21 protein-coding genes are annotated in these 21,322 nt (G+C 54.2%); 14 read left to right on the top strand and 7 right to left on the bottom strand.

From position 1 onward, the window contains the following. Positions 1–130 precede the first annotated feature (130 nt). The 4 genes from QN379_RS16300 to QN379_RS16285 form a co-directional block, all read right to left on the bottom strand. Positions 131–529 carry a VOC family protein gene (locus QN379_RS16300; RefSeq protein ID WP_323507083.1) on the bottom strand — a complete coding sequence of 133 codons (399 nt, stop codon included), beginning with the start codon at positions 527–529 and terminating at the stop codon, positions 131–133. Between the two features lie 126 nt (positions 530–655). Beyond that, entirely contained in the window at positions 656–1,858 is a 1,203-nt protein-coding gene (gene pcaF, locus QN379_RS16295) for a 3-oxoadipyl-CoA thiolase (protein WP_323507082.1), read from the bottom strand. A gap of 91 nt (positions 1,859–1,949) precedes the next feature. Beyond that, positions 1,950–2,594, bottom strand: a complete 645-nt coding sequence (locus QN379_RS16290; protein WP_322238719.1) for a 3-oxoacid CoA-transferase subunit B — start codon at positions 2,592–2,594, stop codon at positions 1,950–1,952. A 163-nt stretch (positions 2,595–2,757) separates the two neighbouring features. Continuing rightward, positions 2,758–3,456, bottom strand: a complete 699-nt coding sequence (locus tag QN379_RS16285) for a 3-oxoacid CoA-transferase subunit A (RefSeq protein ID WP_322238717.1) — start codon at positions 3,454–3,456, stop codon at positions 2,758–2,760. A 238-nt stretch (positions 3,457–3,694) separates the two neighbouring features. Between QN379_RS16285 and QN379_RS16280 the strand changes: the two genes are divergently transcribed. Next, positions 3,695–4,537, top strand: a complete 843-nt coding sequence (locus tag QN379_RS16280; RefSeq protein WP_323507081.1) for an IclR family transcriptional regulator domain-containing protein — start codon at positions 3,695–3,697, stop codon at positions 4,535–4,537. A gap of 188 nt (positions 4,538–4,725) precedes the next feature. On the opposite strand, the gene QN379_RS16275 is transcribed toward QN379_RS16280, so the two are convergent. Then, positions 4,726–6,102, bottom strand: coding sequence for a gluconate:H+ symporter (locus tag QN379_RS16275; protein WP_323507080.1), 1,377 nt, complete (start codon positions 6,100–6,102; stop codon positions 4,726–4,728). A gap of 504 nt (positions 6,103–6,606) precedes the next feature. Between QN379_RS16275 and QN379_RS16270 the strand changes: the two genes are divergently transcribed. Next, the gene (locus QN379_RS16270; protein ID WP_322238711.1) at positions 6,607–7,470 is read left to right on the top strand and encodes a patatin-like phospholipase family protein; all 864 of its coding nucleotides are present in this window, start codon (positions 6,607–6,609) and stop codon (positions 7,468–7,470) included. Positions 7,471–7,638: 168 nt separating this feature from the next. Here the strand turns inward: QN379_RS16270 and QN379_RS16265 are convergent, their stop codons facing one another. Next, entirely contained in the window at positions 7,639–7,854 is a 216-nt protein-coding gene (locus QN379_RS16265; protein WP_323507079.1) for a hypothetical protein, read from the bottom strand. A gap of 162 nt (positions 7,855–8,016) precedes the next feature. Here QN379_RS16265 and QN379_RS16260 point away from each other — a divergent pair, with 162 nt between their 5' ends. The 3 genes from QN379_RS16260 to QN379_RS16250 all read left to right on the top strand — a co-directional run bounded on the left by QN379_RS16260 (position 8,017) and on the right by QN379_RS16250 (position 11,657). Next, entirely contained in the window at positions 8,017–9,705 is a 1,689-nt protein-coding gene (locus QN379_RS16260; RefSeq protein WP_323507078.1) for a methyl-accepting chemotaxis protein, read from the top strand. Positions 9,706–10,143: 438 nt separating this feature from the next. Beyond that, entirely contained in the window at positions 10,144–10,482 is a 339-nt protein-coding gene (locus QN379_RS16255; protein WP_323507077.1) for a hypothetical protein, read from the top strand. A gap of 287 nt (positions 10,483–10,769) precedes the next feature. Continuing rightward, complete coding sequence (locus QN379_RS16250) at positions 10,770–11,657, top strand: hypothetical protein (RefSeq protein ID WP_322238703.1); 888 nt, start codon at positions 10,770–10,772, stop codon at positions 11,655–11,657. Positions 11,658–11,939: 282 nt separating this feature from the next. On the opposite strand, the gene QN379_RS16245 is transcribed toward QN379_RS16250, so the two are convergent. Then, positions 11,940–12,680, bottom strand: coding sequence for a GntR family transcriptional regulator (locus tag QN379_RS16245; RefSeq protein WP_322240671.1), 741 nt, complete (start codon positions 12,678–12,680; stop codon positions 11,940–11,942). A 187-nt stretch (positions 12,681–12,867) separates the two neighbouring features. Here QN379_RS16245 and QN379_RS16240 point away from each other — a divergent pair, with 187 nt between their 5' ends. The 9 genes from QN379_RS16240 to QN379_RS16200 all read left to right on the top strand — a co-directional run bounded on the left by QN379_RS16240 (position 12,868) and on the right by QN379_RS16200 (position 21,274). Further along, positions 12,868–13,599, top strand: coding sequence for a sulfite exporter TauE/SafE family protein (locus tag QN379_RS16240; RefSeq protein WP_322238702.1), 732 nt, complete (start codon positions 12,868–12,870; stop codon positions 13,597–13,599). A gap of 117 nt (positions 13,600–13,716) precedes the next feature. Then, positions 13,717–14,733, top strand: coding sequence for an ABC transporter substrate-binding protein (locus QN379_RS16235; protein WP_323507076.1), 1,017 nt, complete (start codon positions 13,717–13,719; stop codon positions 14,731–14,733). Positions 14,734–14,872: 139 nt separating this feature from the next. Continuing rightward, on the top strand, positions 14,873–15,589 hold the full coding sequence (locus QN379_RS16230; RefSeq protein ID WP_322238697.1) for a succinate dehydrogenase/fumarate reductase iron-sulfur subunit: 717 nt from the start codon (positions 14,873–14,875) through the stop codon (positions 15,587–15,589). Then, positions 15,586–15,933 (top strand): succinate dehydrogenase, encoded by a 348-nt coding sequence (locus QN379_RS16225; protein ID WP_322238695.1) that lies wholly within the window; start codon positions 15,586–15,588, stop codon positions 15,931–15,933. The genes QN379_RS16230 and QN379_RS16225 overlap by 4 nt, the downstream gene beginning before the upstream one ends. Further along, complete coding sequence (gene sdhC, locus QN379_RS16220; protein WP_322238694.1) at positions 15,930–16,286, top strand: succinate dehydrogenase, cytochrome b556 subunit; 357 nt, start codon at positions 15,930–15,932, stop codon at positions 16,284–16,286. Before QN379_RS16225 ends, sdhC begins: the two co-directional genes overlap by 4 nt. Positions 16,287–16,335: 49 nt before the next feature. Further along, the gene (locus tag QN379_RS16215) at positions 16,336–17,211 is read left to right on the top strand and encodes a fumarate hydratase (RefSeq protein ID WP_323507075.1); all 876 of its coding nucleotides are present in this window, start codon (positions 16,336–16,338) and stop codon (positions 17,209–17,211) included. A 2-nt stretch (positions 17,212–17,213) separates the two neighbouring features. After that, positions 17,214–17,828: a fumarate hydratase C-terminal domain-containing protein gene (locus QN379_RS16210; RefSeq protein WP_322238690.1), complete on the top strand. Its 615-nt coding sequence runs from the start codon at positions 17,214–17,216 to the stop codon at positions 17,826–17,828. Then, positions 17,825–19,558, top strand: coding sequence for an L-aspartate oxidase (locus tag QN379_RS16205; RefSeq protein ID WP_323507074.1), 1,734 nt, complete (start codon positions 17,825–17,827; stop codon positions 19,556–19,558). The genes QN379_RS16210 and QN379_RS16205 overlap by 4 nt, the downstream gene beginning before the upstream one ends. Before the next feature lie 39 nt (positions 19,559–19,597). After that, on the top strand, positions 19,598–21,274 hold the full coding sequence (locus tag QN379_RS16200) for a thiamine pyrophosphate-binding protein (RefSeq protein ID WP_323507073.1): 1,677 nt from the start codon (positions 19,598–19,600) through the stop codon (positions 21,272–21,274). Positions 21,275–21,322 lie beyond the last annotated feature (48 nt).

Here is a 21,322-nt window from a genome sequence, read left to right as displayed (position 1 = left end):
AATTATAAGAATAAAAATGTCATTTTTTATAGTTTAATTGAATATCTAATGAATAGATAATTTATCGGAATTATTGTTGTAATTTTAGTTGCGCTTATTTATACAGTGTCTGCAATTGTTCTAATGATTGCTATGCCGGAATAGGGTCGTGACAGCAAACACACAACTTATTTCCATCGATATCAGAAAAATAAGCGCCGTAATAATCAGGGTGATAATGCGGCCGCAAACCGGGCGGTCCATCACAGCGTCCACCAAGGGATAACGCCTTGGCGTAAGTGCGATCCACAGCCGCACGCGTAGGAGCGAGGAAGGCGATCATCTGCCCGTTTCCAGCGGTCGCGGTATTGCCATCATAGGGTTTGCCGATGACAAAAATGGGACGAGGCGCATCTGGCGCAACCCAACCAGCCCATGATTTGTCGGGCTCGCTGAACTTCAAAATCAGTCCAAGCTCGCGCGTGACCGCTGAATAAAAAACCAGCGCAGCGGGAAAGTCATTCACCCCAACAAAAACATGAGAAATCAAACCGCCTCCTTAATATACCAATCAAGATTTGAACGTGTCTCATACGCCGATCTGGCACCTTTTTAGGCGTTCCAAAGCCTGTTTTAAATTACTTTCAAAAGTAGTTTAAAACGACACCAGAAAAAATTATACCCGCTCAAGCACAATCGCAATCCCTTGTCCGACTCCGATACACATCGTACACAGTGCATATCGTCCGCCAGTACGTTGCAACTGATTTACCGCAGTCATTACCAGACGTGCGCCGGACGCACCCAATGGATGACCGAGTGCTATAGCGCCACCGTTTGGATTCACACGCGGGTCGTCATCCTGCAAGCCCAACTGTCTGAGCACGGCCAACCCTTGTGCTGCAAACGCTTCGTTGAGTTCGATGACATCAAACTGATCCAGGCGCAGACCGGTCAACTCCAATACTTTTAACGTGGCAGGAAATGGTCCAATACCCATTACCCGTGGCGTCACGCCTGCGGTCGCCATACCAACAATACGCGCTTTAGGCACTAATCCGTACTGTGACGCTGCGCTCTCATTAGCCAACAGCAAGGCGCACGCACCGTCGTTCACGCCGGATGCATTCCCCGCTGTTACTGTACCGTCAGCCTTGACGATGGGTTTGAGTTTTGCCAATGCCTCAAGTGACGTAGCACGCGGATGTTCATCCTTGCTAATGACGATGGGTTCGCCTTTTTTTGGCGTGATCGTCACCGGTGCAATCTCACTATCGAAAACGCCTGCTTGTTGCGCGGCGATTGCTTTCATCTGGCTTGAGAGGGCCATTTTGTCCTGGTCAGCGCGACTGATACCGTATTCGGCCGCCACATTTTCAGCCGTCTCTGGCATGGTATCGACGCCGTATTGGGCTTTCATCAGTGCATTGATAAAGCGCCAGCCGATCGTCGTATCCTCAATCTTTGCAGCACGGGAAAATGCGCTTTCAGCCTTGCCCATGACAAACGGCGCACGACTCATACTTTCCACGCCACCGGCAATCATCAATCCCGCTTCACCGCTCTTAATTGCACGCGCTGCAGTGCCGATAGCATCAATACCTGAACCGCACAAACGGTTGATGGTAGCGCCCGGTACATCAACCGGCAAGCCAGCCAGCAATGCCGACATGCGCGCAACATTGCGGTTGTCTTCACCAGCCTGATTGGCGCAACCGTAGATCACATCAGCCACGGCGTGCCAGTCAACTTGCGGATTGCGGGCTATCAAGGCGCGGATAGGAATTGCGCCTAGATCATCAGCGCGGATACCAGACAAAGCACCGCCGTAACGGCCAAAGGGCGTGCGTTGGGCATCGCAAATAAAAGCATGGGACATGACACTCTCCGTTGATTAATGATTATTATTTTGAGCTCTGTGCCACCTTTGGTAAGCACAGCAGATATGCAGATTAGCTTTATTCGATGACTCAGCCAGCCAAGTTAATCAGTGGAACAGCCGTCACCTTTTGCAATGCATCGAACGTCATTCCTTCAACGATTTCGATCACTTTGGCACCATCTGCATCCAGATCGATGACGGCCAGATCGGTGTAGATGCGGCTGACACAAGCGACGCCGGTTAACGGATACGTGCAAGCTGATACCAGTTTGCTTTCGCCTGATTTCGTCATATGTTCCATCATGACGTAAGTTTTCTTTGCACCAATCGCAAGATCCATCGCGCCGCCGACTGCCGGAATGGCGTCCGGTGCGCCGGTATGCCAATTTGCCAGATCACCACCGACAGATACCTGAAACGCACCCAATACACAGACATCCAAATGGCCGCCCCGCATCATCGCAAAACTATCGGCGTGGTGAAAATAACATCCGCCCGCCAACAATGTCACAGGCTGTTTACCCGCATTGATAAGATCGTAGTCCTCTTCACCCTCCGCGGGCGCAGGGCCCATGCCAATCACGCCATTTTCACTATGCAAAATCACTTCCCGATCACTCGGCAAATGATTCGCCACCATGGTCGGCAATCCGATACCAAGATTGACCACAGCGCCATCCGGGATATCCTGCGCAACGCGTCGCGCCATTTGTTCTCTTGTCCACTTGCTCATATTTTTCTCGCTTATTTTGTACTAAGGCTGACTTGTACTCTTATCATTTATGGCGCTTGGTAAGCATATTGATCTGCAACCAGGAAGCGGTTAACGGCATAATCGCCAAGTTGACCGCGTTGCCCAATCGTTCGCATACGTCAGCGTCTTTATCACATGTCCACTATGCAGCTTTAAGACCAGCCGGTCCCGTAGCGGTACGCGGCACTAAAACGATGCGTTGCACGTAGAGGCCGGGCGTGATGACTGCTTCTGGATCAAGACTGCCCAAATCGACAATTTGATGTACCGATGCAATCGTCACCTTGGCTGCGCTTGCCATGATCGGGCCAAAATTACGGGCTGTTTTGCGATACGTCAGATTGCCCCAACGGTCACCAGATTCGGCTTTGATCAACGCAAAATCGGCATGAATCGGGCTTTCCAGCACATACATGCGACCGTCGATTTCCCGGGTTTCTTTGCCCTCCGCCAATTGCGTGCCAAAACCGGTTGGTGTAAAGAACGCGCCGATACCAGCACCGGCAGCACGAATGCGCTCGGCAAGATTACCTTGCGGGACAAGTTCGAGCTCCAACTTCCCGGAGCGATATAGACCGTCGAAGATATGCGAGTCCGCTTGTCGCGGGAAAGAGCAAATGATTTTGCGCACCTGACCAGCCTTGAGCAGGGCGGCCAAACCAGTTTCACCGTTACCGGCATTGTTATTGACGATCACTAAATCTTTTGCGCCGTGCGCAATCAGACCATCGATCAATTCAGCAGGTTGTCCAGCACCGCCAAAGCCACCGATCATGATCGTTGCACCATCATGAATATTTGCCAGCGCTTCTGTCACAGAAGGAATTATTTTGTTAATCATGGTTTTTATACGAACATTAGGTTGAAATATCGTTTAAAGTTCTTATAATGAACAAATATTCGCATTTAGAACTTATGGGATAAGAATAGACAGGGACCGCTGCGTTGTCAATATTTGTTAGCGCATTATTTAATTGTTTTTTGTTAATTAATTCGGCGCCATCCATTTACACTTTCAGCGTTTGGGAAGCGGGTAGAAGTTATCCAATTGTTATTAAGAAATTTGAAAGAGCATAAACATGTCGGATAGTGTGCCATTCCCTCTTCAAGAAGAACCAGAGTTACCGGACTCCCATCATCCGTCGTCTGCCATTCCAAAGCCCGGCGATAGTTATGTGCAGTCATTTGCCCGTGGCCTGTCTGTGTTACGAAGTTTTGGCGCAGATGCGCCTTCTCAAACGCTAACGGAAGTCGCCGAACGCGCTGACCTGACGCGTGCGGGAGCGCGTCGAATTTTGCTGACTTTATTGCATCTCGGTTACGTCGCCGCAGAAGGGCGCTTGTTCCGTTTAACACCTAAAGTATTAGAACTCGGGTTTGCTTATTTATCATCATTACCGGTATGGACGCAGGCCCAACCGGTGATGGAAGACCTCGTAGAAAGCCTGCGACAATCCTGTTCAGCCGCCGTGTTGGATGGCGACGAAATTGTCTATATTTTGCGAGTACCTGCCCACAAAATCATGTCGATTCACCTTGGCGTTGGCAGTCGGTTGCCAGCTTACTGCACGTCGTTGGGGCGGGTCTTATTGGCTGGCTTGCCACCAGCGACATTGCGTGATCGCTTGCACAGAATGATACTGGCGCAGCATACCCCAAACACCATTATCGAACCAAAGCGTCTGGAGGAGACGATCGAGCAGGTTCGCATTCAGGGATGGAGTCTGGTCAGGGAGGAATTGGAGCCCGGCCTGGTGTCAATGGCGGCACCGATTGTTGATCGTAACGGGCGCGTCGTGGCTGCGATTAATATCAGTGGACAGGCAAACAATCCAAGTCCGACCCAGTTATTAGAGAACTGCCTTCCCGCATTGCTGGCGGCGGCGGCCAAAATCAATCTGCTAGTGCGTGCACAATCGTAAGAGCGTGGCAGCGTTGGATCTTTTTAGATCCCCAATCAACGTTGCTGATCGGGGATTTGGGTGGTTATTTGGGTGGATATTTTAGATACATGAATTCGGCTAACTCTTCAGTATTTCTCGAAAGAACCACCTTCGCGATGCCGAACCAATGTAATGAATCAGCGCCAGGTTCAGCGCTATAGCAATACTCAATGCAAAAGCTGCCAAAGCAATAGTGTTCCAGCTAATCCAACTACCGACACAATAGTCTGCAACACCGACCAGACCCACAGTGTCTGCTTGAGTTCCAGGCCAAAAAATTCTTTCACCATCCAGAATCCGGCATCATTAACGTGGCAGAAAAATACCGAACCAGCACCAATAGAAAGCGCGATCAAAGAACCTTCCGTCGCCGACATGCCCATGGCCAGCGGGGCTAAAATACCGGCGGTGGTGGTGGTCGCCACAGTTGCGGAGCCAGTCGCCTGCCGCAGTGCCACGGCAATCAGCCATGCGAGAAGAATATAAGGCAGATGCGCGACCTCAGCCGCTTTGCTGATCGTCGTGCTCATGCCCGCATCCAGCAAGGTCTGTTTAAGTCCGCCACCAGCACCGATAGTCAGCAACAGCACGGCAATCGGGGCAAGGCTTTTACGTAACAAGTCACCGACCCGCTCACGCGGCAAGCCGCTTCCCCAACCCAGAAAAATCACAGCCGCCAATACGGCTAATCCAAGCGCGACCAGCGGTTCACCCAGAAACTTCAGCAGCAAAGCCAGTTGGCTTTCCGGTGACATCGCCACTTTTGCCAGCGTGCTTCCAAGCATCAGAATCACAGGTAACAAAATGATCAGCAGTGACAGCGCAAAACTTGGTTGCTTGTTTTGCGTTTCTTTTGCGCTGTACACGGCCCCTACGGTAGCAGGCAGTTCAATCGGCATACGGCGCGATAGCCAGATTCCATACAGCGGCCCAGCCAAAATCACCGCAGGTACAGCAATAATAAACCCTAGCATCATCGTCAGACCGAGATCGGCATGCAGAGCGCTAACGGCAATAAGTGGACCGGGGTGTGGCGGCATGAGTGCATGCAGCGTCGTCATACCGGCTAATGCCGGGATAGCAATTTTCAGCAATGGTTGACCGGAGCGGCGCGCAATTACAAAAATGATCGGCACCATCATCACAAGGCCAACCTCAAAAAATAACGGCAGACCGATAACCATGGCAACCGCCGCCATAACCCAGGGAAGGGCGCGCCCGCTGGCCTTGCTTAACAGCGTCGTAGCGATGCGATCCGCAGCACCCGAAACAGCCATCAAAGCACCAAGCATGGCGCCAAGCGCAATGATAATGCCGGCCTCACCCAAAATGCCACCTGCGCCTTTGCTAAACGCTTTGGCTACCATTTCAGGCGGCAAGCCCGCCCCAAGTCCAGCAATAAAAGTGCCGACAAGGATCGACAAAAAAGGCGGTAATTTGGTCGCGCTGATGAGCAGGATAATGGCACCTATCGCCACAACGCAACAGATGATAAGGCGGGTATCGTGAGCGATCCACACTGCGTGCGACAGATCCAATTGCAACTCCTTCGATGATACTTTGTTAAATGAGGCGCTACGATATCCTATTTTGGGCTTGCCATGCAGGAGTGGCCATTAAAGGGCAACTTCACATTAATGGCACATAAAATGCTGGCCATGTGAGACCTGAACTTTGTTACTGAAAAGTTACCATATGAAACATAGAACACTTGTCCCTCAGGGACGACGACAACTACCGGTATCTTGCCGAGTGGTTTTACAGTGTCGGTTCGAAGCGCCGTGAAGGCTCTTTAACACCATGAAATTGAGACCCGGCCTGAATTTAAATTGAAACAAAAGAAAATGCTCCGTATTTCTGCTGTAAGAAGGCCATTACGATAGTCCATTGATTTTTCTATGCTGTTTTGTTTGCAGATTTACTTCGATCAAAGGCTAGGGTACGCTGTGGTGAATGCTAGGATCATTAATATGTTCTAGCGAAGTTTTCCACCAATTTGCAGATTTAATGACTGGCTCGCTCAACATAAAGACGCGAAGGTTGCTGCGATGGAAAAGACCGCATTTGTATTCGCCGGTGGAGGAAGTCTCGGTGCTATCGAGGCAGGCATGCTGCGCGAACTGATCGCTTCAGGCGTCGCTCCGGATTTGTTGGTAGGTGCTTCGGCGGGTGCGATTAATAGCGTTTTTTTTGCTTTTCAGCCACATATGGCTGGGGCGCTGGCGCTGGAGTTGTTGTGGCGCGGTACGCGTCGAGAGCATATTATGCCGTGGTCGATTCTCTCAATACTTGGCGCATTAGGTATATTCGGCACAAAAGGGTCGCATCTGATCAGTTCTGCAAAACTGCGCGCGTTTTTGCATCTTCAATTCGGTGAAACACGTCTTGAGAATAGCGGTTTGCCGGTCTATGTGGTGACCACCGATATGACGACCGGTAGCGAGGTTGTACTTTCCTCCGGCTCTGTGGTCGATGCGGTATTGGCAAGTACAGCTATCCCGGGCGTATTCCCACCTGTATTGGTGGCGGGACAGTTACTAATTGACGGCGGTGTTGCTAACAATACACCTATTTCTACCGCGATTCGCTTGGGCGCGACCCGCGTGATTGTGTTATCCACCGGCTTTACCTGTGCCGAACGGCGTCCGCCCAGAGGAGCGCTTGAGCACGCCATGCGTGCCCTCAACTTGCTTGTCGCGCGGCAACTGTTGGTGGATTTGGAGCGTTGGTCATCGCACGCAGCCATTGCAGTGGTCGCTCCGCTATGCCCACTAGACGTGTCACCTTATGATTACAGCCAGTCAGGCGCATTGATCGATAGGGCGGCCAATGCAACGCGGCTTTGGCTGGCATCTGGCGGACTGGATAGTCGCGAGATACCGAGTGCGTTGATTCCACATTCTCATCAATAAGAATGTTTAACATCAAGACAACTGCGATATCTCAAAAGATGTCGCAGTTGTGATTACCAAGCAGGTAAGTTATCCCATTCACCCCGCATGAACCATTGATTTCAGTTCGAAATTAATTGGTTTTCTGAGCGGAAGGAACCGCTACTTCAAGCGCGCTATTTCAGGACTTCACTGCTTCTTGTATCGCAACCACGCGCCGCGGCCTTCCTGTATATCTGCCGACTCTAAAGGCAGATAAGTTGGATGCGTCCAGCTGTCTTTGGCGATCTCAAAAGACGCTGGATCGTTACGCGTGTGGTCCGTGTAGTCCGCGATAGTATGTTTGAGCTGGCTTACCGGCAGGTCCTGGCAGTAATTCAGTCGGGTCGGGGACTTCGATGTCATGCGCGACAATGTACTGATTTAACATACGTTTTGTAGCTAGCTTTTTTTGCCGCCTAGGAAATATTTTTCCGTAAGTCTGCAATAGGTAATAGTGCAGTAACAATGGCTTTATATAATGCCCGAGTTATTTCTTTCGGCATTTCACGCAAAGTCCCCTACAAAATGAGATTTCCCAAATTTTCCAACCTGTCTACCGGCTCTCGGGTCATTTTCTCTTTTGTACTTGTGTTGGCGGTGATGGCGTCGATGACGACGATTGCGCTTTGGCGTTTGCAGTCGTCCAACGACATGACTGAATACCTCGTGCACGACAAGCTGGCCAAACAGCAACTGGCGGCTGACTTGCTCGCTGCCGTTCAGCTCAATGGCGAGCGGGCGGTGCTGATTGCCAAAAGTGATAGCCTCGAAGTTGCTGAATACTTTCAAAATCGCACGACCATGGGCGAGAAATTGGTCGCCGATGTTGAGTACAAGTTGCGAGCGGTACCGCATGATGCGCCAGAGCAGGCATTGTTGGCATCGATGGGTAAGCAACGCAAAACGTACCAGCTTGTGCGCGACGAAGTATTTAAATTGAAAGCGGGGGGCAGGACGATGGAGGTAGAGCAATTGGTTGATTCGAAAATGGCATCTACCTTTAAGGCTTATATCGACGCGGTTCATGCACTTGTCGCGCATCAGAAAAAGCAGGCGGAATCGCTGGCCCTGGAATCGGCTCGCCAATTCCAGATCAATCGCGCATTGCTGGCCGGGCTGGGCGCTCTGGCACTTGCCTCGGGTGTATTGCTGGCTTGGCTGCTGACCCGCAGTATTGTGGAGCCGCTCAAGCAAGCGGTCCAGCTCGCGACAAAAGTGGCGCAAGGCGATTTGCGTGCAACCATTGATTTTGATCGCAAGGATGAAATCGGGCAGCTGTTGTCCGCGCTACGCGAGATGAATCAAGTGCTCGCGGGTAAGGTCGCCAAAGTGCGGGCGGGCGCGGAGGCTATTGATGTCGCGTCACGGGAAATCGCCGTCGGCAATCGTGATCTGTCATCCCGTACCGAGCGGCAGGCCAGTGCACTGGAACAAACTGCAGCCTCCATGGAGGAACTGACTTCCACCGTCAAGCAAAACGGCAATCACGCACGGCAGGCCAATCGCCTGGCTGCGTTTGCTTCGGATGTTGCGGTCAAGGGTGGCCAAGTGGTATCGCAAACGGTTGTGACGATGGCGTCGATTAATGAGTCGGCCAGGAAGATTGGCGACATCACCGGCGTTATCGAAGCAATCGCATTCCAAACAAATATCTTGGCGCTGAATGCTGCCGTGGAAGCGGCGCGTGCCGGTGATCATGGTCGCGGATTTGCCGTCGTCGCTGCCGAGGTGCGTATTCTCGCCCAGCGTTCCACCATCGCTGCAAAGGAAATCAAGTCCCTGATCGAGGATTCGGTAGGAAGGGTGGAGGCGGGCAGCAAGCTGGTCAATCAGGCCGGCGCCACCATGGACGAAATCGTGGCCAGCGTTCAGCGCGTGTCCGAGGTGATGGCAGAGATTGATGTCGCCACCCGGGATCAGGAAGTCGGAATCGGACAGATCAACCAAGCCATCGCTGAGATGGACACAGTGACGCAGCGCAATGCAGCATTGGTAGAAAAAGCGGCGGCTGAGGCCGAATCGCTGCAAGACCAGGCAGGTAATCTGGCGCAAGTAGTCAGCGTGTTTAAACTGGACGACGAGCAGAGCAACGAATTTGAGCAGACTGTCCATTCCCAAGCCCGGACGGCATTTGAGCGCATCGTATGGGCTAATCGGGCTGGGCGTGGTGTTGCTGGTGCGGATGGCGATCCTTTTCATTGCGCTGCTGGCTGATAAAACCAGCGGCGGTGTTCGGTCTTGAGTGTTGGCGCGCGATCAATACCGACAGGCTTGGATAGCGATCGCTTGTTTAAGGGTTTCCAGGAATTGCAATAATGTTCTATACTCAGTTCGTCCTCGAGAAAAAGAGGAACTGGTTTAGCAGCCTGATTAAAGTTAAGCGCACAAACGGCGTCATGCCGTATTTTTATGTGCTTCTGTCGTCGTACGTCCTCTCTGGGCGGCGGTGGCGGGGAAGCCTTCGGGCTTGCTGGATTTTTGCTTGCTTTACCAGTCTGCTAACCCTGCTATTTGCTGCCCACCCTACTTAGTAGCGGTGCGCGGTTCAACCGCAAAAAAGGAACCAACAATGCTGAGAACCATCCTGCCTATCCCACCTCGTTTTACCATCATTAAGTCCCGCATTATTTCCATCAAACTGGTAGGTCAATCATGAGCAAGCCGACCAGAACCAGATACACATCGCCAACATCACCAGAATCTCTCCATCAGCCGTTTTCATGGCTGCCTGAACATCACAAAAATGAAGAAGCCGCAGAATTTTATGCATTGACCAAGGATGTCTGCCAAGGCATACAAACCTGCATTGATCTGGCCCATTTCAGCAATATGGACAGAGATACTGATACGACACCCATGCTGAATATTGCTGATACAGAAACCTTGCTGCGGTTTGCATTGACGTCATCCCACATGCTGGCGCGCTTTGCGGAACTGCGGATTGACAAGCTGGGTTGCCGCCCAAGCCACAATGTGAGCCCGGCAGAATAATCCATTCAGGCGCAGTGCGTCGCTCAATAAATGCTTCCGGTTTTTGGCGTTATTTCAACAATAGAACACTTGTCTATCAGGGACGACAACAACTACCGGCATCTGGCCGAGTGGTTTTACAGTGTCGGTTGGAAGCGCCGTGACGGCTCTTTAATGCAAGCATCCTAATTGTTACCGTAACGATACTTACCTAATGATCCGAAGTACAGTAGAAGAGTACACATCTAACTCTAAAAGTGACTTCTACATGATCTGCATTGCACCTCGCCTCCTTGAAGAGAGCAAATATGTCCACTCAACTTGAGAATATCCAAGAATCTTCGCCTTTATTAGAAGAGCGTAAGTTGGAAGCAGACATGAGGATTCGAGAAATTGAGATAGCGCTCAAGCGAGATCAGCTCGCCACTCAGAAGGCACCTGACATGAAGACAAAGTGGTCGCCTAGTGCGACAACTATCTTAGTTGCGGTGGCAGGCATGGTTGCGTCTGCGATCGGTGCACTCTTACAGGTGCAATCAACGCGAGAATTGGAGAGATCAAAGTTCGAAGGCAACCTTATACTAAAAGTCATTGAAACTGGCGATCTCGATCAAGCCGCGAAGAACCTCCGGTTCTTAGTTAAAGCCGGATTTATAACCGATGATAGTGGCAAGATTTCAAAGCTCTTAGACACGCCTGATGCGATACCTTTTCTGCCTTCTCGGGAGGGTCTTCCTGATTTGTCGACGATTAAATTACCGGAAGAGCGCTTTTATAAGCTCGGTGACGCCGCTAAAAAATACTTTGAAAAAGGACACCTTGATGAGGCAAAGAAATATGCCGAGGAACAGAACACGTTACTTCCACAATTTAAGAACAATTGGAACTATGGAAATGCGGTTCAGGATATAAACCTGGTGCTGGGTAGAATTGCAGTCCAACAAGATCGAATTGTTGACGCTAAACGCTACCTTTTGTTGGCCGGACATACGCCAGGCTCTCCTCAACTCGACACTTTTGGTCCCAACGTTAGTCTTGCTTCAGATTTGATAAAAAAAGGTGAGCGTGAGATTGTGCTTGAATACTTCGAACTCTGCCGCAAATTCTGGAAGTTGGAAGACGGGCGTCTCGACAAGTGGAAGAGTGCAGTTCAGGCAGGGCAGACGCCCGATTTCGGAGCGAACTTGGTTTATTGAATGACTCTAAACAGCTTCTAAGCAAAATGTCGATCTCCCAACTCAGCCGAAAATCGATCTTGTCATCACTGACAACGCGTTTTAACATCTTGCTTAGGCTGCCTCCGGTGTTAACTGGACTCTTTATTGTAAGGGTAAATTGGTCTACAACATGCTACTACTACCGATGAGTAGGGGTAGAAAACTATAGATGAATTTGCCGAGGTCTACGATTCCCTGAACTTTTACATCATGATGCCGAGCAAGAGTCCGTGCCATTTTAAAAATCCCTGGCAGGCGGATTTAGCGACTTTTTGGCACCAAATATTCGTGCCGTTCGGAGTTAACATGTGACACTCGCCATTCGATGGGCTGATCGTTATAAGAATAAGCAACGCGCCGCAATTCCAGCAACGGAGCGCCCGTAGAAATGCCGAGTATACGGGCCTGTGCTTCGGTGGCGCTGGCTGCACGCAAGCGTTCTTCAGTTCGGATCACGTTCAGACCAAAGCTGGCCTGATACAGGTGGTACAGGGTGTTGGCCCGGTTGCGCACCTGATCTTCGCTCATGCGTACGAAAAGAACTTCGGGCAGGATGATGTCGTCGATGACCACCGGTCGACCATCGAGGCTCAGCAAATTCGTGAATGCAATAACCTTTGACGTACCGGGCAAGCCGAGCATATCGGCGGCGATCTTACTTACTTTTTTTCTGGTGAAGGACAATAGCTCCACTTTCGGAGAAGTCTTGTGGCCGTCATGAGCGACAAAATTAAAAAACCGGAACGATTGTTGCTCGCGATTGTGCAACGCCACGAATGTGCCGCGTCCCTGATGTCGTACCAGAATATTGTCTGCGACAAGATCGTCGATTGCCTTGCGCAGGGTGCCGATTGATACGCGGAAGCGCTCGCACAGGCGTTTTTCGGCAGGGATCACTTCCCCTGGTTTCCATTCGCCAGCACATAAGGCGTGCAGCATCTGCCGCTTGACCTCTTCGTAAAGTGTGGTGCCGAGCGTGGATGAGGGATCGAGTTCGAGCATGGTGGGATGGTCAGTTTTGATGTGTGAATGAACGGCGGACGGTTCCATGGAAGGCAATGCCATTCTGACGAGGCCGTATCTCGTCGCCGAATGATACCATTTTATTTTAAATGATACATGTCATATAGTTGACATTGATGAATAATGGTCCTACATTAGATCTCAATGTTAATGCGGAGCGGGCCAGATGGCGTATGAAGTTGGTGTGATCCTCTCTGGTGCAGTTCTCGCTGCAATGGTGTCGGGAAGCAGTGGCTTTGCGTTTGGATTGATTGCATCGGCGATCTGGCTGCATGTGCTGGCACCGTCCCAGGTGGTGCCACTGGTAGTTATCTGTTCGATGCTGGTCAATGCGGCGTTGGTGTGGCGTCTGCGCGGCATGGTGCGGCTCCGGTTGCTCTGGCCGTTTCTGGCCGGGGCCATGATTGGTGTGCCGATCGGCGTGGCGGCATTGCACCGACTCGATGGCCATGTTGTACGGCAGGCGGTGGGCGTGGTATTGGTGGCGTACAGCCTATACATGTTTTCCAGGCCTGTCATGCCGGTGATGCGGCTCGGTGCATATAGTGGACAGGTGGCTGACGGTGCGATCGGCATGCTGGGTGGCTTCATGGGCGGCGCAACCAGCCTGAACGGCATTTTTCCGACCTTGTGGTGCGGCTTGCGTGGCTGGAGCAAGGGCGATCAGCGCGGCGTGTTCCAGTCATACGTTCTGATCGTGCATCTCATGACGCTGGCATGGATGGGCTCGGCAGGTGAATTGAATGCCAGCACTGCACGCAACGTTCTATTGTGCCTGCCTGCGCTGATGGTCGGCACCTGGCTGGGACTGCGGCTGTTTCATCATGTGAGCGAAAATGGATTTAGAAAGTTGATATTGCTGCTATTTCTATTGTCCGGGCTGGCGCTGCTGCTTTAGCATCCAACTAGACGAATTGGCGCAGTGATATCTGGGCGGTGATATCTGTTATTGCGCGCACTGTACGACCCCGACGCACAAAGTGCGCGGTCCCCTTCCATAAAAAGAGGAGACATCTTGAAATTTCGACAAAAATTCGGCTTGCCGGTCTTACTAGGCACGGTACTTACGTTGGGTTCACTCACCAGCGCGCTGGCAGAAGTCAGTGAAGTCGCCATCGCCCAGCAATACGGCATCAGTTACCTGCCGCTGATGATCATGCAGGAAAACAAGCTGCTCGAGAAGGAAACCAAAGCGGCGGGCCTTGGCGACGTCAAGGTCACCTGGGCCAAGTTTGCTGGCGGTAACGTGATGAACGATGCATTGCTGTCGGGTGACTTGCAGTTTGCTTCCGGGGGCCTTGGACCGTTCATCACGCTATGGGCCAAAACCAGAAACAACATTGGCGTCAAGGCCATCGGCGCGATGAATTCGATGCCATTGCTGCTAAACACAAACAATCCCGACATCAAGAGCCTGAAGGATTTCACTGAGAAGGACAAGATCGCGTTGCCAGCCGTAAAAGTGTCGATACAGGCGATTACACTACAGATGGCAGCGGAAAAAGAATTTGGAGCCGGACAGGCCAATCGTCTGGATGCCCTCACCGTCACGCAATCGCACCCGGACGGGATGCTGGCCATGCTAGGCGGTGGTAGCCCGATCAATAGTCACTTCACGGCACCGCCGTTCCAGTACGTCGAGCTGGAAAAGCCAGGGATGCATACCGTCCTCAACTCTTACGACGTGACAGGCGGGCCGCATACGTTCAACGTGGTCTGGGCCAGCACCAGGTTCGTCACCGCTAATCCGAAAACCTATGCCGCCTTTCTGCGTGCTTTCGACTCCGCGATTGCGCTGATCAACAAGGACAAGCAGGCCGCTGCCGAGTTCTACGTCAAGGCTGCCAAGACGAAGGAATCGGTCGCTTTCATTGAAAAAATGTTGAACGATCCGAACATCGAATTCACCACGACACCAAAGAATTCGATGAAATATGCCGAGTTCATGCAGCGCATTGGCATGATCAAGGTCAAGCCATCGTCGTGGAAAGAAATGTTCTTCCCGAATGTGCACAATTTGCCAGGAAGCTGAAGCGCAAAGCGCACGCTGGCCGCCGTTGGCGTGCGCGGCGTGGGCCTGACCAAATTTCATACAATGATCCGGTTGCCACGTGAAGGAATGGGCTGGCCGGTCGCCGCATATCAATTGCAGGCAGAAACCAGGTGACATCATGACAAACAGCTTGAAAGTAAAAGTCTGGCGCGGCAAGGAAAAGGGTAGTTTCAAGACCTATGATGTACCGCGGCGCGAGAGCCAGACCGTGCTGGATGTGGTGACGTTCATCCAGCGCCAGCTTGACCATACCCTCAGTTACCGCTTCTCTTGCCGGGTTGGCATGTGCGGCTCGTGCGCTATGACAGTCAACGGTGTGGCGCGTTGGACTTGCCGCACCCACGTGTCCAAGGTAGCCGTCGACGATGTGCTGGAAATCGCGCCGCTGTCGAACCTGCCGGTGATCAAGGATCTGGCCACGGACATGACGCAATTTTTTGATAAGTGGGCCAGTGCCAGAGGCCAGTTCAAGGGTTCAACCACTCGCCATGATCCATTCGCCAACGTTGACCCGGCGTCCAAGGCGCGCCTGGCCGCCAATGCCGGCATCGAATGCATCGGTTGTGGTGTTTGCTACGCCTCTTGCGACGTGGTGACCTGGCGCCCGGCCTTTCTTGGCCCCGCCGCACTGAACCGCGCCTGGACTTTGGCCAACGACGTGCGTGACACGCAGCAGGATGCGCGTTTGCAGGCCGTTGCCGGAGATGGCGGCTGTCATTCCTGCCATACCCAGGGGTCTTGTACCCAGCGCTGTCCGAAACAGATTGCGCCGACCGCCGGTATCTCCGGCCTGAAGCTGTTAACAGCGAGGGCCGCTTTGCGCGGCAAGCTATGACCAGTAACGTCGCGCGCCAAGCCCGGGGCTGGTACTTTCAGCGCATCAGCGCGATGGTGCTGGCACTGTGCGTGGTGGTGCATATCGGCGTGATCATCTATGCGGTGCGCGGTGGCCTGAGCGCTATCGAGATCCTGGCACGCACGCGTGGCAACTGGGGCTTCGGTATCTTTTATGCCACCTTCGTGCTGGCTTGTGCCGTGCATGTGCCGATCGGTGTGGCCAACATTGCCGAAGAGTGGTGGGGCTGGAGTAACCGCGGCGGCCGCATCCTGTTTTTTGTAGCCGGGCTGTTGATACTGTTGTTGGGCCTGCGCGCGGTCGCGGGAGTTACCTTTCCATGAGCCGCCGCAACGATTATCGGGCGCGTGCCCATCCTGGCTATTGGGCCTTCCTCGTACACCGGATTTCGGGTCTGGCGCTGGCGTTGTTCTTGCCGCTGCATTTCTGGGCGCTCGGCCAGGCAATTCACGGTGAAGTGGCGCTGGAAGGCTTTCTTCGCTTTGCCGACCGGCCGCTGTTCAAGCTCGGAGAGTGGGGATTGGTGGTACTGCTGTCGCTGCATATGATGGGTGGCGTGCGCTTGCTGCTGATCGAATTCGGCACGTGGTCGGGTCCGCGCAAGAACTGGATCGCTGGCGCCGTCGGTGTTGCTATCGCCACCGGCCTTGCCTTTGCAATGGCGCTGCTTTGGTAACAGTCGCAGCCGGCGACCACCTTAAATCAACGAACAAGGAAATCGCATCATGAAAATCGACTTGCAGCTGGTGGAAGATGCCGCCAAGGAACTCTATATCCGGGCGCTGAAGATCCTGCCACCTGATATCAAAGAAGGCCTGGCCCAACTGGTCCGGCGCGAGACAGCGCCAGTGGCCCAACGCATTCTCGGCACCATGGTGACCAACATCCGGGTCGCCGAAGACAATAATAACTTGCTGTGCCAGGACACTGGCGTGCCGATCTACAAGGTCATCATCGGCAGCGGCGTCGAGGTCGATGGCTTCGCCCTGAAACAGGCTATCCGCCGTGGCTGCGAACGGGCAACCCGCGAACACCCGTTGCGTTCTTCGGTAGTGCATCCGCTGACGCGCAAGAACGAACACACGTCCTGCGGTATCGAAATCCCGGCAATCAGCATCGATTTCACCAATACGCCGGATGTATTAAAAATCCTGATGATCCCCAAGGGCAGCGGCTCGGAAAACAATTCGTTTCTGAAAATGGCGATCCCGGCCGAGGGGATTAATGCCATCAAGCAATTTACCATCGATTGCGTGCTCGTTGCCGGTGGCAAGACCTGTCCGCCGACGATAGTGGGTGTCGGTATCGGTGGCACATCAGAGTTGTGCATGGCGCTCGCAAAACGTGCTTCGACCCGGGAACTGGGGACATCCTGCGCCGACCCCGATGGCGCGCTGCTTGAGCGTCAATTGTCGGCGGCGGTCAATGCGCTCGGTGTCGGACCGCAAGGACTTGGTGGCGACGCCACCGCATTCGCGGTCCATATCGAATTGGCAGCGACCCACATCACGATGAACCCGGTCGCCGTTAACATGCAGTGCCACTCGGCGCGCCGTGCATCTGCGACCTTCACGCCGACTAACCTTAGCTACGGATTCTGATCATGGCCCATTATGAACTCACCATGCCGGTTAGCGAAGCGCAGGCCCGGCAATTACGCATCAACGATACCGTGACGCTGCACCAGACGCTTTACGGGATTCGCGACGCAACTCAGATCCAGATGTTCGACCATGGCCGTGCCACCCGCTTCAATTTGAACGGCCATGCCGTGATCCACACTGCACCGAACGTCAAAAAAGTCGAGCCAAGCGCCGATTACCCTGCTGGCTACATGCCGATCTGTATTGGCACAACTACCTCGGACCGCATGGAGCGCTTTACCGAGCCCTTGATGCGACAGAACGGCGTGCGCATCATCATTGGCAAGGGCGGCATGCGCGCTGGCTCATTGGCGGCATTCAAGGAAATCGGCGGTGCCTATCTGGCCATCATTGGTGGCACGGCGGCATTGGAAACCACCTGGATTACCCAGATTGAGGAAGTGGACATGGACGACCTGAATCCTGAGTCTCTCTGGAAATTTCAAATCAAAAATTTCGGCCCGCTGCTGGTGGCGATGGACAGTCATGGCGGCAGTCTGTATGACGCCGTCAACCATGAGGCCCAATCCCGTCGTGCAGCGGTGCTGGCAAGCCTTGGCGTGCAAACGTCATGAACATCAGGCGACTGGAAACCGATATCCTCATCCTTGGCACCGGCGGGGCTGGCCTCTTTGCAGCGCTGCACGCGCATCAGGCCGATCCAGATTTGCATATCACAGTGGCGGTCAAAGGCTTGCTCGGCAAATCGGGATGTACCCGCATGGTCCAGGGCGGCTACAACGTGGCGCTGGCGAAGGGCGATTCGGTCGAGCGGCATTTCATGGACACCGTCGAAGGCAGCAAGTGGCTGTCTGACCAGGAACTGGCCTGGACTCTGGTAACCAAAGCGGTCGAGCGGATTCATGAGCTGGAAAATGAACTGGGGTGCTTCTTTGACCGTAATCCCGACGGTACTGTGCATCAAAAGGCATTTGCCGGCCAGACTTTTGACCGCACCGTACACAAGGGTGACCTGACCGGCATCGAGATCATCAACCGTCTGGCCGAGCAGGTCTGGGCGCGTGGCATCAATCGCCTGGAAGAACACCGCGCCGTTGAGTTCATCAGGACACCCGATGGGAGTGCTTTGGCAGGTGTATTGATGATCGACATGCGTGATGGCGAGTTCGTGTTCGTGCAATCCAAGGCCGTTTTGCTGGCCACCGGTGGTGGCCCGACGATGTACAAATTCCACACCCCATCCGGTGAAAAGAGCTGCGATGGGCTGGCCATGGCCTTGCGCGCCGGCTTGGCCTTACGCGACATGGAGATGGTGCAATTCCATCCTACCGGACTGCTGGCCGGTACCCACACCCGAATGACGGGCACGGTTCTGGAAGAAGGTCTGCGCGGCGCTGGCGGTTATCTGCTCAACGGCGAACAACAGCGATTCATGCACGCCTATGATTCGCGCGGCGAGCGCGCAACCCGGGACATCGTCTCGCGCGCGATTTATGCCGAAATGCGGGCAGGGCGTACCTCGCCCAATGGCGGCGTCTATATCCAGATGGCGCACCTGGGACCAGACAAGGTGCGCAAGCAGTTCAAGGGCATGGTCGAGCGTTGCAGTGATTGCGGCTTTGATCTGGCCGGCGGTTTGGTAGAAGTGGTGCCGACCGCTCATTACATGATGGGCGGTGTGATCTTCCGGCCCGATTGCAGCACTTCGCTGACGGGTCTGTTCGCAGCCGGCGAAGATACTGGCGGCGTGCATGGCGCCAATCGGCTGGGCGGCAACGGAGTGGCTAATTCGACCGTCTTCGGCGGCATTGCTGGCGACACCATGGCGGCCTGGGTGCAGACTAACGATAGTCTGCGGCCTGCTGACGAAGTTGCACTGGAGCAGGCAATGGCAATGCATCGCCTGCCGCTCGGACTCCCGGCCGGGAATCTGGAAGCGATCCGCGAAGCGCTCTACGACTGCATGTGGGAAGACGCCGGTATCCTGCGCACTGCGGCAGGTCTGGAGCACGGCATTCAAACGCTCGAGCGACTCGATATCGAACTGTCGCAGATCGGCGTTGACGACGATGACCCTGCCTTTAACATGACCTGGCATGACTGGTTAAATCTGAAAAGCCTGATTGCCGTGAGCAAGGTGGTGGTGACGGCGGCGCTGGCGCGGGAGGATTCGCGCGGCGCGCACTTTCGGGAAGACTATCCGGAAACCAAAGACTTGCCTGGTTCTACCTTCACCGTGGTGCGCCAGATTGATGGCCAACTCATCGTGTCGCGCACGCCGGTCGAGTTCGTGCGAGTCAGGCCGGGCGAAACCATACTTGACGACAGCCACGCGATCACCTAGCGCCCAGATCTGGACACGTTTAACGGAAGGCCTGCAGCCATGCCAAATGAGACGATTCGCGGTGCCGATCTTCTGGTACGTACGTTAGAGCGTTTTGGCGTCGAGAAAATATTTTCCCTATCGGGCAATCACATCATGCCGGTCTATGATGCCCTCGTTGATACGGCGATCGACCTGATCCATGTTCGCCATGAGGCGGCCTGCGTTCACATGGCAGACGCCTACGCGCGACTGACCGGGGAAGTCGGTATTGCACTTGTCACCGGCGGCCAGGGTCATGCCAATGGGACTGCCGCCCTGGCCACCGCGCTGGCCGCAGAGTCACCTGTGATCCTGCTGTCCGGCCACGCAGGTCTGAACGAACTTGGCAAGGGCGCGTTCCAGGAAATGCGCCAGGCTGAATTTTGCAGGGAGCTCACCAAAGCGTCGTGGACCGTGCAGAGTGCAGCGGCGTTCGGTCACGATCTGGCGCGCGCCATGCAAATTGCACGCAGTGGACGGCCGGGCCCGGTACATCTGAGCCTGCCGGTCGACCTGCTGGAACAGGCAGTGCCGCTTGCCGACAATCTGTGGCCTGGCATGGACGATGCGGAGCGTCTGGTTACCCCACTGTCAGACGCAGTCGCCGATCTGGTACTGATGCATGTCGCAGCGGCAGCCGGTCCGCTGATTGTATGCGGACCGACCTTCTGCAGTGTGGCGGGTCGGACGTCGATGCAGGAACTGTCGCGGCGCACGGGCGCACCCGTGGTGGGCATGGAAAGTCCGCGCGGCATAAACGATCCTGGCCTCGGTGCGTATGCCCAGGTAGTCGCCCAGGCCAGCCTGATTGTCTTGCTAGGCAAGCCGCTCGACTTTACGTTGTGCTTCGGTCAGGCGCCAGCTATTGATGCGCTTTGTCACTGGATCGTGATCGATCCCGAGAGGGCGCTGCTCGACCGCGCTGCTGGCTTGCTCCAGAAGCGTATGTTGCTCGCTACCCTGGCAGCGCCAGCCGATGCCATGCTCGCGCTGCTCAAGCGGGCTGTGCATTCTGGTCGGTCGGCCCATGCATGCGGCGTGGCCGCAGCGCCTGACAATGACTGGCTGGTTGATGCCAGTGCTCTGATCGCATACCGGCCACCGCAATGGCGCGCTATGCAATTTGCTGACGATCAACCGGTGCATCCGGTGGCGCTTGGGCGTGCGCTGCAGGCCTTCATTGACCGCCATCCGCGCACCACACTGGTCTGCGATGGTGGTGAAATTGGTCAGTGGCCGCAAGCGACCGTGCAGGTAGAGCGACGTTTGATCAACGGCGTAGCCGGTGCAATCGGGCCATCGCTACCGTTTGCGCTGGCGGCCAAGGCTGCTAATCCGGAGCAACCGGTGCTGGCGGTAATGGGGGACGGTACCTTCGGTTTTCACATGGCCGAATTCGACACTGCCGTGCGCCATGGATTGTCGGTGATCGTTGTGGTCGGCAACGATGCGCGCTGGAATGCGGAGTACCAGATTCAGGTACGTAATTACGGCGCTGCCCGCACTCTGGGTTGCGATCTGCTGCCAACGCGTTACGAAAAGGTCGCGCAGGCACTGGGCGGGCATGGCGAATACGTGGCCACGCTGGCCGCTCTGGTGCCGGCGCTGGAACGTGCCGCGGCGTCTGGCAAGCCGGCCTGCCTTAACGTCATGCTGCAGTCGACTCCGGCCCCGATGGTGCGCTGTAAGTACTGATTCGTCGCACTTGCAGGATCAAGCGAACCCGAACACTATTTTTTTGAA

This window comes from Glaciimonas sp. Gout2 (assembly GCF_035018905.1).
Lineage (GTDB): Bacteria > Pseudomonadota > Gammaproteobacteria > Burkholderiales > Burkholderiaceae_D > Glaciimonas.
The sequence above is the reverse complement of the archived record's forward strand: the minus strand, read 5'-3'. Positions and strand labels throughout refer to the sequence as shown.